The organism is Variovorax sp. GW821-FHT09D07 (assembly GCF_059416345.1).
This window is the reverse complement of the sequence record NZ_JBWKOY010000004.1, coordinates 266,346-280,265: the sequence shown is the minus strand read 5'-3', so window position 1 is coordinate 280,265 and position 13,920 is coordinate 266,346. Positions and strand designations below refer to the sequence as shown.

Here is a 13,920-nt window from a genome sequence, read left to right as displayed (position 1 = left end):
GCACGGCGCCCGGCCCGAAAAAACGCAGGCCGGCCGCCCCGAACACTACAACAAAAGGCCGTGGACACCGAAAGCGCCCGGCCTATGGGCTCAGGTCAGCGTCAGGAGCCGGTCCTTGATGATCACCGAGCCGTCTTCCTGGGACTGGACGAAACCGCGCTCTTCCAGGTCCTTCATGACGCGGCTCACCATTTCGCGCGACGCGCCGACCATCTTGGCCAGGTCCTGGCGGGAGATCTTGTCGCGGACCTTGAGGTTGCCCATGCCGTCCTGGCTGGCGAACTCGAGCAGTGCGCGAGCGACGCGACCGTACACGTCCATCAGCGCCAGCGACTCGATCTTGCGGTCGGCGTGGCGCAGGCGCTGCACCAGGCCGCGCATGATGTTGTAGGCCATCGAGGAGTTCTCGGGCAGGCAGCGCGCGAAGGCGTCGCGGCCCAGCATGAGCACGTCGCACTGGATTTCGGTGCGCACGGTGGCCGAATGCGGCTCGTCGTCGATCAGGCTCATCTCGCCGAGGTAGTCGCCGGGATGCAGCGTGGCCAGGATCACCTCGCGGCCACGGCTGTCGGCGCTCGTGACGCGGGCGCGGCCGGTCAGGATGATGTACAGCGCATCGGATTTCTTGCCCTGCTCCACGACGACCTCGGCGCGTTTGAAGCGCTTCTTGATGATCGCATCCGCAATGCTTGCGGACTGCGAGGCCGTCAACGACGCGAACAATGGAACGCGCCGAAGCAATTCAAGGTTGGACAGCATCGACATTAATCAATCCCTGAAACAGCGCGCGATGTGATCCTGATGCTGAGCCCATGGATTACTACAATCGCGCGCATTGAAAACACCGTGCACCCGGTGTTGAACCGGGCGGTGATACTCCCCACGTATCGCTACCACCCTGAAAATGTACACGCTGACGCAGCGTCCATCCTAGGTTTTCTACTCATGTCCGCACCCCAACACGCCAAGGTTCTCATTCTGGGCTCCGGCCCGGCCGGCTACACCGCCGCCGTCTACGCCGCACGCGCCAACCTCCAGCCTTTGCTCATCACGGGCATCGCGCAAGGCGGTCAACTCATGACCACGACCGAGGTCGACAACTGGCCGGCCGACGTGCACGGCGTGCAGGGCCCCGAGCTGATGCAGCGCTTTCTCGAGCACGCCGAACGCTTCAAGACGCAGATCGTGTTCGACCACATCAACAAGGTCGACCTGAGCAAGCGCCCGTTCACGCTCACGGGCGACAGCGGCACCTACACCTGCGACTCGCTGATCATCGCCACGGGCGCATCGGCCAAGTACCTGGGCCTGGATTCCGAAGAGAAGTTCATGGGCCGCGGCGTCTCCGCCTGCGCGACCTGCGACGGCTTCTTCTACCGTGAGCAAGAGGTCTGCGTGATCGGCGGCGGCAACACGGCCGTCGAGGAAGCGCTGTACCTCTCCAACATTGCAAACAAAGTCACACTCGTGCATCGCCGCGACAAGTTCCGCGCCGAGCCGATCCTGATCGACAAGGTCATGGAAAAAGTAGCCGAAGGCAAGATCGTGCTGAAGCTGCACAGCCAGCTCGACGAGGTGCTCGGTGACGGCACGGGCGTGACGGGCATCCGCATCAAGAACACGCAGACCGGCGCGACCGAAGAGATCACGCTCAAGGGCTGTTTCATCGCGATCGGCCATCACCCGAACACCGACATCTTCCAGGGCCAGCTGGAAATGAAGGACAACTACATCCTGACCCGCTCGGGCCTGAAGGGCTTCGCGACGATGACCAGCGTGCCCGGCGTGTTCGCGGCCGGCGACGTGCAGGACAACATCTACCGCCAAGCCATCACCAGCGCCGGCACGGGCTGCATGGCTGCCCTCGACGCGCAGCGCTTCCTGGAAGAGCACTGAGGCCTATCCCACGTGGAACGGGGCACCGGCCAGCGCGGCCGGATTTCCCGTATCTGCGACGGCCCCCGGCCTCGCTGAGCCCGAAAGGGCTATAATCCGAGGCTTTGCCGAAACAGGGCCTACCTCCCACCGGGAGTCGGGTTGCGGCAAATCCGGGGTACCGCCACCCGTTTCTGGCGAGGTCAAGCTGCAAAACACCCTGCAATCGCCACGATTGCGCCGGTGCCAGCTGTTCAAGAAAGAGTGTCCACATGGCACGCGTATGCGACGTAACGGGCAAAGGCCCGATGGTCGGAAACAACGTTTCCCACGCCAACAACAAAACCAAGCGCCGGTTCCTGCCGAACCTGCAATACCGCCGTTTCTGGGTCGAGACCGAAAACCGTTGGGTTCGCCTGCGCGTTTCGAGCGCTGCACTGCGCCTGATCGACAAGAACGGTATCGATGCCGTGCTCGCAGACCTGCGTGCCCGCGGCCAAGCTTAAGGAGCTGAATCATGGCAACGAGCAAAGGCGGACGCGAAAAGATCAAGCTGGAATCCACCGCGGGTACCGGCCACTTCTACACGACGAGCAAGAACAAGAAGACGATGCCTGAAAAGATGTCGATCATGAAGTTCGACCCCAAGGCACGCAAGCACGTCGAATACAAGGAAATCAAGCTGAAGTAATTCGGCCTGTTCTCCCCCAAAAAACCCGCTGCTCACCCAGCGGGTTTTTTATTGCCTGTCGTTTTTACGAAAGCAGAAAAAGTCGGGCATGAAAAAGCCGACCCGCAGGTCGGCTTCTTCACTGAGCGAGGGCAACAGCGCGGGAGGCGCCGGCCCTTTGCCTCGTCAGGCGCGCGCAGCGCGCAGGCGGGTCGAGAACTCGCGCAGGCCGGCGATGCCACTGGCTTCCGCACGGTGACACCAGGCCGCCAGGTCGGCCGCCAGTTGCTCGCGCGATTGCGAGGTGTTCAGCCAGAGCTGGCGCAGCTCTTCGCGCATCGTGACCATCTTGTCGAGCACCGGGTGCGCAGCACGAGCCTGCACCAGATGGGTGCGCGCCGAGGCAGGCACCTTGTCGTCGTCGCGATGCAGCCAGCGCTTGGCCGCCTTGAGCACCGACAGGTCGGCGCCCTTGGCCTTGAGCACGTCGATTTCCTCGCTGGTCGCACGGCGCATTTCGCGGGCGTAGCCGGCCATCACTTCGTAGCGGTTGGCGATGACGGCCTCGAGCGTCTTCTCGTTGGCCACGGGCTGGATGTCGCCCATCTGCATCTTCGGCGGCACCTTCTTGACCTTGGCCCAGCCGAGCTTCTGGAACACCTGGATGTAGACCCAGCCGATGTCGAACTCGTACTTCTTGACCGAGAACTTGGCCGAGGTCGGGTAGGTGTGGTGGTTGTTGTGCAGCTCTTCGCCACCGATGATCAGGCCCCAGGGCATGATGTTGCGGCTGGCGTCGGACGCCTCGAAGTTGCGGTAGCCCCAGTAGTGGCCGATGCCGTTGATGATGCCGGCGGCGGTGATCGGGATCCAGAGCATCTGGACCGCCCACACGGTCAGGCCGAGCGCGCCGAACAGCGCCAGGTTGATCACCAGCATCAGGCCCACGCCTTGCCAGCTGTAGCGCGTGTACAGGTTGCGTTCGATCCAGTCATCGGGCGTGCCGTGACCGTAGCGCTCCATCGTTTCCTTGTTCTTCGATTCCTTGCGGTACAGCTCGGCGCCGCGCCAGAAGACTTCGTCGATGCCCTTGACCTGCGGGCTGTGCGGGTCGTCGGCGGTTTCGCACTTCGCGTGGTGCTTGCGGTGGATGGCGACCCATTCCTTCGTCACCATGCCGGTGCCGAGCCAGAGCCAGAAACGGAAGAAGTGCGAGGGGATCGGACCGAGGTCCATCGCCTTGTGTGTCTGCGTGCGGTGCAGAAAGATCGTGACCGCTGCGATGGTGATGTGCGTGGTGACGAGCGTGTACAGCACGACTTGCCACCAGGCAATGTCCCACAGGCCGTGTCCGAGCCATTGGATGACCGCGTTCAGAACGGCGGAGTCAGGAAGCATCATTGAGTCAGGTACTCCATGGCCACACGAAGGTGCAGCCTTCAGGTAACCCGCGATTTTAGGATGTCAGGGCCAAAACGAGGCCTTTTGTCCTTCTGTCACACCGCAGATTTACCCTAGTTTGGAGCCCCGCGCCTATTTCCGGTTCCACACGGCGGCAAAAAAGCCGTCGGTGGCGTGGCGATGCGGCCACAGACGCAGGTAGCGCCGGCCGTCTTCCCCGCCCGCGCAGAGGGTTTCGGCGCCCTCCACCTTGAGCGCCTGGAGCAGTTCCGCGGCATCCATGGGCACGAAATCGGGGTTCGCGGCGGCAAACGCCTCGGCGATGGCCTCGTTTTCCTCCGGCAGCACGCTGCAGGTGGCGTACACCAGCCGGCCACCCGACTTCACGAGCCGGGCCGCGCTTTGCAGGATGGCGGTCTGCTTGGCCGTCAGTTCGGCCACCGACTTGGCCGATTGCCGCCATTTGAGGTCAGGGTTGCGGCGCAGCGTGCCGAGCCCCGAACAGGGCGCGTCGACCAGCACGCGGTCGATCTTGCCGGCCAGGCGCTTGATCCGGTCGTCACGCTCATGGGCGATCGCGGCCGGGTGCACGTTCGAGAGCTTGCTGCGCGCCAGCCGCGGCTTGAGCGCGTCCAGGCGGTGGGCCGATGTGTCGAAGGCGTAGAGCCGGCCGGTGTTGCGCATGGTCGCGCCGATGGCCAGGGTCTTGCCGCCGGCGCCGGCGCAGAAATCGACCACCATTTCGCCGCGCTTGGCGTCCAGCAGCAGCGCGAGCAGTTGCGAGCCTTCGTCCTGCACCTCGATGGCGCCGCGCACGAACGCGTCGAGCTTGGTCAGCGCGGGCTTGCCGTCGATGCGCAGCCCCCAGGGCGAGAACGGCGTCACTTCAGATTTGATAGCAGCCTTCGCAAGCTCCGCCTTCACTTCGGCCCGCTTGTCGGTGAATGCATTGACGCGCAGGTCGAGCGGCGCCGGCTGCTGCAGGCTCTCGACCATCGGCCAGAAACCGTCGCCCAGCTGCGCCTTGAGCGGCGTGACCAGCCATTCGGGCAGGTTGTGGCGATGGCGTTCGAGCAGGTCGTCGGGCTTGACGGCGTCGCAGTTGTCGAGCCAGCGCTTCTCGGTGTCGTTGAGCGCGCTCTTCAAAAAGTCGCGCGGGCCGTGAAAGCCCAGGATCGCCATGCGGCGCTCCTTCGAACCGCTGCCCGAAGGCGACAGGTGATCGAACAGCAGCTTCTTGCGAAGCACGGTGTAGACGGTTTCGGCGAGCGTCGCGCGCTCGCGCGGGCCGAACTCGCGGTGGTCGCGGAAAAAGCGCGAAACGACCTGGTCGGCCGGGTGATCGAATTTCAGGACAAGGCCGACCAGATCGGCGGTGGCCTCCAACAGGGCTTTGGGATGCATAGCCCCGATTGTCTCAGCCGGCCGGCCTCGCGGCCGAAACGCCTCAGGCGCCGCGCACCCAGACGGTTCCGAAGGCCTGCCGCTCGATGTCTTCCAGCGTGGGCGAATGCCCCGCCCAGAGCACGAGCGCCGCGCCCGGCAAGGTCAGGGTCTGCTCGAGTTCGCGGCACAGGTGCCAGCGGTCCTCGTCGTCGAGCCCCGGCACCTCGACGAACACGATGTACGCCCGCCGCCAGGCGAACTCGCGCAGGTTCTTGCGCACCACCCACAGCCGCGACACGGGCAGGCAGCGCGCGATGTCGGCGCGCAGCTCGCCCAGCTCGTGGTCGTTCAGGTCGTGGCGCGAGATCTGGCTGAAGAACGGCGTGTCGGTGATCTCTTCCCAGGCGCGCGCTTCGGCCTCCTCCGCCTCCTTGAGCCGCGCGCGCCACAGCTTGAGCCCCTGCTCGTCGTGCGGCCCCGCTTCGGGATCTTCGAGCGAAGCGACGGCGTTCTTGGCCGCCCACCAGCGGCTGGCCACGCCCGACTGGTGCAGCCGCTCGAGCACCGCCAGTCGCTCGGCGCGTTCGCGCGCGGGCAGCATCTGGGCCAGCCCGCGCAGCGCGCCCGGATGGTCCGGTGCGATCCGCAAGGCGCTCTCGTAGCGCGCGCGCACCGGCGCCGCCGGGTCGAGCCGGCGCTCGGCGTCGGCCCACTCGACCATCTCGTCGGGCGTGTTGCGCTCGCCGCGGGCCGCCAGCACCGCGATGCGCTCACGGATGCGCGAGCGGTGCGCGTGGTGCTGCTTCCAGTCGGCCGCGTGGGCGCGGCGCCAGGCATTGTCGAAATGCGCGATCCACTTGTGCTTGTCAGCCAGCATGTCCAGCGCGGGCCGCTGCGACCAGGCCGGCAGCGCCGCCTTCTGGTTCAAGGCTTCCAGCCGGTCGCGCAGCACGGGATGGGTGTCGTCCAGGTCGCTCACGCGCCGCATCGCCTCGCGCAGCGCCTGGCGCGCGAATTCCTCGCTCGGCGGCGTGCGGGCGCGCTGCCGCAAAGCGGCAAAGGGGCCGGGCGGCAGCGGCTCGCGCTCGGCGCGCGCCCAATGCCAGGGCCAGAACTCGCTGGCATACCAGTTGCCCTTGATGGCCACTTCGGTGAGCGCGGCCGCGGCCACCGCGGTGCCGAGCAGCCGGCCCGAGATGCGGTCGGCCTCGTACTCGTCCTGGCGGGCCAGCGCGAAAGTCTTGGCGGCAAAACGCGGAAAGTACCAGCGGAAGAAGGCCTGCGACACCAGCGCCATCACGCCCTCGTCGCGCTGCAGGCTGGCATCGAGCCGCAGCCACGACAGCCGCGTGCGGTAGATCCAGGCGCTCAGGCGGCCGTGGTTGCCGCGCAGGTGGCCGTATTCGTGGGCCAGCACCGACAGCAGGCGCTGCCGGTCCAGCATCATCAGCAGCGGCAGGCCGATGCTCAGCGAGTTGAGCGCGCCGCCGAACAGGCCGAAGCGCGGCACCTGGCGGATGCTGGCGTTGAAGTTGTCGTCCAGGTAGACACGGTGCACCGGCGGCCCCTTGATGCGCTCGCGGATGCGGTCCAGCGCCTCGAACAACCCGGGCGCGTCGGCGCGCGTGAGCGGCTCGCCGTCGGGCTCGTCGAAGTGCACCCAGAGCGCACGCAAAGTCGCCCAGAACAGGCCCAGCGCGAACACGAGCAGCCAGCCGCGGGTGAAGTTGAAGCGCCCGTCGGCCACCGAGACGACCACCCAGGCCACAATGCCCACCGCCAGCCCGAGGCAGGCCAGCACCCAGAGGTAGCCGAGCGCGGCGAACGCCGCGACGCCACGCCGGTAGCGCGCGCTGTCGTCCGCACTCGCGTGCTCGCTCAGGCGAACCAGGTGAACAAAATCCGCACGGTCCATCCGACTCCCGTCAAAGACTCATCCGACAGTTGTTACCGAAGAAAGAAGCCCCCGTTGAACGACGAAGACCTCCCTCCCCTGATCGAAACGCCCCCTGGCCGCTACCGCCACTACAAGGGCGGTGAATACGACGTGATCGGCACCGTCCGCCACAGCGAGACGCTGGAGCCGATGACGCTGTACCGCGCCCTCTACGGTGCCCGCGGCCTGTGGGTCCGGCCCGCCGCGATGTTCGAGGAAACCATCGAGATCGACGGCCGCCCGCAGCGCCGGTTTGCCCCGGTCGACGCTCAGCCGCAGTGAACGTCCTTGACGCGGCCACGCGCGTCGACGCTGATGTTGAGCCGTCCGGGGTTGAGTTCCATGGTGACCGCCTGGTTCGGCTTGAGCACCCGTGCCGTGCCGGCGCCGGCACGTGCGCGCGCGGCGGCTTCGAGCTGAGGCGTCACCTGCTGGCCCACGGCAAAGCGGGCGCCTTCGGCGTTGCACTGGAAGACGGGCTCGGCCGGCGCGGCGGGCGCAGGCGCAGCGGCGCCCGGTGCGGGCGCGGGGGCCGGCGCGGCGCAGGCGGCCAGCAGGGCCGCGGTGGCCAACGTCAACAGCAGCGATTGGGTTTTCAAAGTTCTGTGCTCCCGAAAACCCAACAATATAAACAACTTTAAGCTTTGTGACTCAATGTATCCAACAGCCATCCAGCGATGGCGCGCGGATACAGCAGGTGCTCCTGGGACAGCACCCGGGCGGCCAGCGTGGCCGCCGTGTCGTCCGGCAGCACCGGCACCACGGCCTGCGCCAGGATCGGCCCGTGGTCGAGCTCGGCCGTGACCTGGTGCACCGTCACCCCGGCCACCTTGCAGCCCGCCTCGATGGCGCGCTGGTGCGTGTGCAACCCCGGAAAAGCCGGCAGCAGCGAGGGGTGGATGTTCACCAGCCGCCCCGCGTAGCGCGCCACGAAGCCCGGCGTCAGGATGCGCATGAAGCCCGCCAGCACCACCAGCGCCGGCGCGTGGGCGTCGACCGCCTCGGCCAGCGCCGCGTCGAAGGCCTCGCGGCTGTCGAAGGCCTGGTGCGGCACCACGGCGGTCGCGATGCCGTGCGATGCGGCCAGCGCCAAGCCGCCGGCCTCCGCCTTGTTGCTGATGACGGCGGCAATGCGCGCGCCGAAGCGCTCGGCCCAGCGGTCGCGCTCGGCGGCGCGCACGATGGCCGCCATGTTCGAGCCGCCGCCGGAGATCAGGATCACGATGTTCTTCATGGGAGGCCGGGATTATCCGTGCCCCGCCAACACCCCGATCAGCCTCCCGTCGACCCGCACGCTGGCGTGCTTGTCGCGACGCGGACACCGGATCGCAGCACGACCGTGCTAAAACTCGCAGTTCCGGAGACACCCCGCGTCTGCGGTGGACCGATCAACACAGCGAGGCACGCATGGATTTGAGCTTCACACCCGAAGAACAGAAGTTCCGCGAAGAAGTTCGCGCATGGGTCAAGGACAACCTCCCCCAGGAGATTTCGCACAAGGTGCACAACGCGCTCGAACTGACGCGCGACGATCTGCAAGGCTGGGCCAAGATCCTCGGCAAGAAGGGCTGGCTGGGCTACGGCTGGCCCAAGGAATTCGGCGGCCCCGGCTGGACCGCCGTGCAGCGCCACCTGTTCGAGGAAGAAACCGCACTGGCCGGCGCGCCGCGCATCATCCCCTTCGGCCCCGTCATGGTGGCCCCGGTGATCATGGCCTTCGGCAACGCCGAGCAGCAAAAGCGCTTCCTGCCCGGCATCGCCAGCGGCGAAGTCTGGTGGAGCCAGGGCTACAGCGAACCCGGCTCGGGTTCCGACCTGGCTTCGGTCAAGACCAAGGCCGAGCGCAAGGGCGACAAGTACATCGTCAACGGCCAGAAGACCTGGACCACGCTCGGCCAGCACGGCGACTGGATGTTCAACCTCGTGCGCACCAGCAACGAGGGCAAGCCCCAGACCGGCATCAGCTTCCTGCTGCTGGACATGAAGTCGCCCGGCGTCACCGTGCGCCCGATCAAGCTGATCGACGGCGGCGTCGAGGTGAACGAGGTGTTCTTCGACAACGTCGAGGTGCCCGCCGAGAACCTGATCGGCGAAGAGAACAAGGGCTGGACCTACGCCAAGCACCTGCTCTCGCACGAGCGCACCAACATCGCCGACGTGAACCGCGCCAAGCGCGAACTCGAGCGCCTGAAGCGCATCGCCAAGAGCGAAGGCGTGTACGACGACTTGCGCTTCCGCGACGAGATCGCCAAGCTCGAAGTCGACATCGTCGCCCTCGAGATGATGGTACTGCGCGTGCTCTCGGCCGCCACCTCGGGCAAGAACTCGCTGGACGTGGCAGGCCTGCTCAAGATCCGCGGCAGCGAGATCCAGCAGCGTTACGCCGAGCTGATGATGCTGGCCGGCGGCCCCTATTCGCTGCCGCTCATCCGCGAAGCCATGGAAGCCGGCTGGCAAGGCAACTTCCCCGGCGGCAACCCGGCGCTGGCACCGCTGGCATCGACCTTCTTCAACATGCGCAAGACCACGATCTACGGCGGCTCGAACGAAGTGCAGCGCAACATCGTGGCGCAAACCGTCCTGGGCTGAGGAGACACCAACATGGATTTCAATTTTTCGGAAGACCAGGACCAGCTGCGCGACGCCGTTCGCAAGTGGGTCGACAAGGGCTATGACTTCGAGCGCCGCCGCGGCATCGAGGCCAAGGGCGGCTTCTCGCGCGAGGCCTGGGACGAACTGGCCGAGCTCGGCCTGGGCGGCCTGTACATCAGCGAAGACGACGGCGGCCTGGGCATGGGCCCGGTGGCCGGCATGGTCGTGATGGAAGAACTGGGCCGCGGCATCGTGCTGGAGCCCTTCGCGCAGACGCTGATCGCCGGCGCCGTGCTCGGCGGCTACGCCGACGCGGCCACCAAGGAAAACTGGCTGCCGCGCATCGCCGGCGGCCAGGCCCTCGTGGTGCTGGCCTACCAGGAGCGCAAGGCGCGCTACCGCCTCGACGTGTGCGAGGCCACGGCCGCCAAGTCGGGCAACGGCTACTCGCTGACCGGCGCCAAGAGCGTGGTGCCCGTGGGCGACGAAGCCGATGCCTTCATCGTGCCCGCCAAGGTCGACGGCAAGATCGCCCTCTTCCTGGTCGAGCGCAGCGCCAGCGGCGTCGAAGCCCGCGGCTACGGCACGCAGGACGGCGGCCGCGCGGCCGAGGTCGTGTTCGACAAGGCCGACGCCACGCTGGTCACGGCCGACGGCCTGGCCGCGCTCGAATACGCGGTGGATGTCGGCATTGCCGCCACCTGCGCCGAAGCGGTCGGCGTGCTCGACAAGACGCTCGACGTCACGATCGACTACATGAACCAGCGCAAGCAGTTCGGCGTGGTCATCTCCAGCTTCCAGGCGCTGCGCCACCGCATCGCCGACATGAAGATGCAGCTGGAACTGGCACGCTCGATGAGCTACTACGCGACGCTCAAGCTCAACGCCCCGGCCGACGAACGTCGCCAGGCGCTGGCCCGCGCCAAGTACCAGCTGGGCACGTCGATGCGCTACGTGGCCGCGAACTCGGTGCAGCTGCATGGCGGCATCGGCGTGACCGACGAATACATCGGCAGCCACTACTTCCGCAAACTCACGCAGCTCGAGCTCACCTTCGGCGACACGCTGCACCACCTGGGTGAAGTGTCGGCACGCATGCAGGACACCGCCGGCGTCTTCGCCTGACGGCTGTTTGTCGATAGCATCCAACGCCCGCCCGCCTTGCGCCGGCGGGCGTTTTCACTTGCGGGGCCCCAGCCCCCTGCCAGGAGAGAGACAGACATGCCTTCCCGCCGCACCCTGCTTGCCTTGGCCCTTGCCGGAACCACCGCCGTCACCTGGCTGACCGGCTGCGCCACCTCCGCGCCCTCTTCCACCGAGCGTCCGCCCATCGTCTTCATGCACGGCAACGGCGACTCGGCGGCGCTGTGGCAGACCACGATCTGGCGCTTCGAATCGAACGGCTGGCCGCGCGAGCGGCTGTTTGCGCTCGACCAGCCGAATCCCCTGGCCCGCGACGACGACGCCGTGGCCCAGCCGGGGCGCAGTTCCACCGCCGAGTCGGCCGCGTTCCTGCGCGCCGAGGTCGAGAAGGTGCTGAAGGCCACGGGCGCGCCCAAGGTCGTGCTCATCGGCAACTCGCGCGGCGGCAACACCATCCGCAACTACGTGCAGAACGGCGGCGGCGCGGCCGTGGTGAGCCATGTGGTGCTCGGCGGCAACCCCGCGCACGGCATCTGGAAGGTGAAGGGCCTGCGCGAGAACAACGAGTTCTCGGGGCTCTCGGCCTTCATGCAGCAGCTCAATGCGCCCAAGGGACCGAACGGCGACGAGGTCACGCCCGGCGTGCAGTGGCTCACGCTGCGCTCGGACACCAACGACAAGTACGCCCAGCCCGACGGCCTGTGGATCGGCGCGCCGGGCCAGCCGACGAACATCGGCTTCGACGGGCCGGCGCTCAAGGGCGCCACCAACCTCGTGCTGCCGCGCGTGGACCACCGCGAGACCTCGTTCTCGCCGGCGGCCTTCGCGGCGACCTGGCGCTTCCTGACCGGCCAGGCGCCGGCCAGCACGGCGGTGGCACCAGAATCGAAGGTCGTCCTCGACGGCCGCGCGACCGGCGCGGACAACCTGGCACTGACAGGCGCGCGCGTCACGGTCTTTGCCATCGACCCGGCCTCGGGCGCGCGGCGCGGCGAGGCGGCGCACCAGCAGACGGTCGGCGCCGACGGCCGCTGGGGCCCGTTCAGCGCGCAGCCCACCGCACGCTACGAGTTCGTGCTCGACGTGCCCGGCCAGGGCACCACGCACATCTACCGCAGCCCGTTCGTGCGCAGCAGCGGCGTCGTCAACCTGCGGACCGAGCGCCTGGCGCCGGCCGAGAGCGGCGCGGGCGCGGTGGTCGTCTTCACGCGCCCGCGCGGCTACTTCGATGCGCAGCGCGACACGATGAACTTCGACGGCCAGAGCCCGCCGCCCGGCGTACCGGCCCAGGGCGCGGGGCAGTCGAGCTCGCGGCTGCGCATCGCGGCCGGCGCGCCGCAGCGCACGGTCAGCGCCGAGTTCAACGGCGAGCGCCTCACCGGCCAGAGCTGGCCCGCCGCGCAAGGGCACACGACGGTGCTCGAGCTGACGTACTGAACGGCCATGAACGACACAGCCCCCTTTGTCCTGACGGCGCGTGACGCGCGCGGCGTGGTCACGCTCACGCTGAACCGCCCCGCCGCCTTCAATGCGCTGTCCGAAGGCATGCTGGGCGCGCTCGAGCAGGCGCTCGCCGCCATCGCCGCCGATGACACGGTGCGCGCCGTCGTCATCGCCGCGGCGGGCAAGGCCTTCTGCGCGGGCCACGACCTGAAGGAAATGCGCGCCGAGCCCTCGCTCGGCTACTACCAGCAGCTGTTCGACCGGTGCGGCGCGATGATGCTGTCGATCCAGCGGCTGCCCGTGCCGGTGATCGCGCGCGTGCACGGCATCGCGACCGCGGCGGGCTGCCAGCTGGTAGCGGTCTGCGACCTCGCGGTGGCCGCGAGTGACGCGCGCTTTGCGGTCAGCGGCGTCAACGTCGGCCTCTTTTGCGCCACGCCTGGCGTCACGCTCTCGCGCAACCTGGGTCGCAAGGAAGCCTTCGAGATGCTGGTGACGGGCGAATTCATCGGCGCCGAGGAAGCGCGCGAGAAAGGCCTGGTCAACCGGGTCGCGCCGCCCGAAACGCTCGACGCCGCCGTCGAGGCACTGGTCGCCAGCATCGTCGCCAAGCCCCGCACGGCGCTCGCGCTGGGCAAGGCGCTGTTCTATCGCCAGCTCGAGACCGGCATCGAGGCCGCGCTGGCCGACGCCAGCCGGACCATGGCCTGCAACATGATGGACGAGAGCGCGCTGGAAGGCGTGCAGGCCTTCATCGAGAAACGGCCACCGGCCTGGAAGGGCTGAAATGACAAAGGAGGCCGAGGCCTCCTTTTTTCTTGCGCGTCGGGTGTCAGATGTCGTGCAACCGGGACGACTGCGGCAGGTGCGCCATCAAGAACTCCATCTGGTCGGCCAGGATGCGGCGGTTGCGCAGGATGAAGTCTTCCCACAGGCTCGGCACATAGGGCGCGTACAGCAGCGGCATGTTCGCCTGCTCGGGCGTGCGGCTGCTCTTGCGGTGGTTGCAGGGCTTGCAGGCCGTGACCACGTTCATCCAGGTGTCGATGCCGCGCTGCGCGAACGGAATGATGTGCTCGCGCGTGAGTTCGTCTTCATGGAAATGGCCGCCGCAATAGGCGCAGATGTTGCGGTCGCGCGAGAACAGCTTGCTGTTGGTGAGGCCCGGGCGCTGCGCGAAGGGGTTGATGCGCGGCACGCCCTTGGTGCCGATGATGCTGTTGATCGCGATCTGCGACTGCTCGCCCGTGATCGCGTTGTGGCCGCCACGGAACACGGCCACCTGCGCGCCCACTTCCCAACGGACTTCGTCCGCTGCGTAGTGGATCACCGCCTGTTCCAGCGATATCCATGACTGGGGCAGCCCTTGGGCCGACAGCTTCAAGACCTTCACACACGCCTCCTCGAAACGAGAAAAACACGCAGAGACCAGAGACTCGGAATGCGTTGGCGACTCACGCCAACCCACCCACTG

At 67.2% G+C, this 13,920-nt stretch carries 15 protein-coding genes; 8 read left to right on the top strand and 7 right to left on the bottom strand.

Features of this window, described 5'->3' with window-relative positions:
* Window positions 1-90 precede the first annotated feature (90 nt).
* Complete coding sequence (locus AC07OX_RS16995) at window positions 91-765, bottom strand: Crp/Fnr family transcriptional regulator (protein WP_062481025.1); 675 nt, start codon at window positions 763-765, stop codon at window positions 91-93.
* 180 nt (window positions 766-945) lie between these two features.
* On the opposite strand from AC07OX_RS16995, the gene trxB reads away from it, so the two are divergent.
* From trxB to rpmG, 3 genes are all read left to right on the top strand, one after another.
* Window positions 946-1,896 (top strand): thioredoxin-disulfide reductase, encoded by a 951-nt coding sequence (trxB, locus tag AC07OX_RS16990; protein ID WP_487849065.1) that lies wholly within the window; start codon window positions 946-948, stop codon window positions 1,894-1,896.
* 251 nt (window positions 1,897-2,147) lie between these two features.
* Entirely contained in the window at window positions 2,148-2,381 is a 234-nt protein-coding gene (gene rpmB, locus AC07OX_RS16985; protein WP_007830293.1) for a 50S ribosomal protein L28, read from the top strand.
* Between the two features lie 11 nt (window positions 2,382-2,392).
* Window positions 2,393-2,566, top strand: a complete 174-nt coding sequence (gene rpmG / locus AC07OX_RS16980; RefSeq protein WP_007830291.1) for a 50S ribosomal protein L33 — start codon at window positions 2,393-2,395, stop codon at window positions 2,564-2,566.
* A gap of 165 nt (window positions 2,567-2,731) precedes the next feature.
* Here rpmG and AC07OX_RS16975 read toward each other — a convergent pair whose 3' ends face one another.
* The 3 genes from AC07OX_RS16975 to AC07OX_RS16965 all read right to left on the bottom strand — a co-directional run bounded on the left by AC07OX_RS16975 (window position 2,732) and on the right by AC07OX_RS16965 (window position 7,247).
* Complete coding sequence (locus AC07OX_RS16975; protein WP_070062144.1) at window positions 2,732-3,946, bottom strand: DesA family fatty acid desaturase; 1,215 nt, start codon at window positions 3,944-3,946, stop codon at window positions 2,732-2,734.
* Window positions 3,947-4,078: 132 nt separating this feature from the next.
* On the bottom strand, window positions 4,079-5,350 hold the full coding sequence (locus tag AC07OX_RS16970; RefSeq protein ID WP_495261109.1) for an RsmB/NOP family class I SAM-dependent RNA methyltransferase: 1,272 nt from the start codon (window positions 5,348-5,350) through the stop codon (window positions 4,079-4,081).
* Between the two features lie 43 nt (window positions 5,351-5,393).
* A complete protein-coding gene (locus AC07OX_RS16965; RefSeq protein ID WP_495261110.1) occupies window positions 5,394-7,247 on the bottom strand; it encodes a M48 family metallopeptidase in 1,854 nt (617 codons plus the stop codon).
* A 54-nt stretch (window positions 7,248-7,301) separates the two neighbouring features.
* On the opposite strand from AC07OX_RS16965, the gene AC07OX_RS16960 reads away from it, so the two are divergent.
* A complete protein-coding gene (locus AC07OX_RS16960; RefSeq protein WP_099795438.1) occupies window positions 7,302-7,550 on the top strand; it encodes a DUF1653 domain-containing protein in 249 nt (82 codons plus the stop codon).
* Here the strand turns inward: AC07OX_RS16960 and AC07OX_RS16955 are convergent.
* On the bottom strand, window positions 7,538-7,867 hold the full coding sequence (locus AC07OX_RS16955; protein WP_070062140.1) for an I78 family peptidase inhibitor: 330 nt from the start codon (window positions 7,865-7,867) through the stop codon (window positions 7,538-7,540). The genes AC07OX_RS16960 and AC07OX_RS16955 overlap by 13 nt on opposite strands.
* Window positions 7,868-7,905: 38 nt before the next feature.
* Window positions 7,906-8,502, bottom strand: a complete 597-nt coding sequence (gene purN / locus AC07OX_RS16950; protein WP_070062139.1) for a phosphoribosylglycinamide formyltransferase — start codon at window positions 8,500-8,502, stop codon at window positions 7,906-7,908.
* Between the two features lie 173 nt (window positions 8,503-8,675).
* Here purN and AC07OX_RS16945 point away from each other — a divergent pair, with 173 nt between their 5' ends.
* From AC07OX_RS16945 to AC07OX_RS16930, 4 genes are all read left to right on the top strand, one after another.
* Window positions 8,676-9,857: an acyl-CoA dehydrogenase family protein gene (locus AC07OX_RS16945; RefSeq protein ID WP_062482930.1), complete on the top strand. Its 1,182-nt coding sequence runs from the start codon at window positions 8,676-8,678 to the stop codon at window positions 9,855-9,857.
* A gap of 12 nt (window positions 9,858-9,869) precedes the next feature.
* Entirely contained in the window at window positions 9,870-10,985 is a 1,116-nt protein-coding gene (locus AC07OX_RS16940) for an acyl-CoA dehydrogenase family protein (protein ID WP_495261111.1), read from the top strand.
* A 96-nt stretch (window positions 10,986-11,081) separates the two neighbouring features.
* Window positions 11,082-12,440, top strand: coding sequence for an alpha/beta fold hydrolase (locus AC07OX_RS16935; RefSeq protein ID WP_495261112.1), 1,359 nt, complete (start codon window positions 11,082-11,084; stop codon window positions 12,438-12,440).
* A gap of 6 nt (window positions 12,441-12,446) precedes the next feature.
* Window positions 12,447-13,232 carry an enoyl-CoA hydratase gene (locus AC07OX_RS16930; RefSeq protein WP_495261113.1) on the top strand — a complete coding sequence of 262 codons (786 nt, stop codon included), beginning with the start codon at window positions 12,447-12,449 and terminating at the stop codon, window positions 13,230-13,232.
* A 46-nt stretch (window positions 13,233-13,278) separates the two neighbouring features.
* Here AC07OX_RS16930 and AC07OX_RS16925 read toward each other — a convergent pair whose 3' ends face one another.
* Window positions 13,279-13,839: an HNH endonuclease gene (locus tag AC07OX_RS16925; protein WP_062480919.1), complete on the bottom strand. Its 561-nt coding sequence runs from the start codon at window positions 13,837-13,839 to the stop codon at window positions 13,279-13,281.
* Window positions 13,840-13,920: the final 81 nt, after the last annotated feature.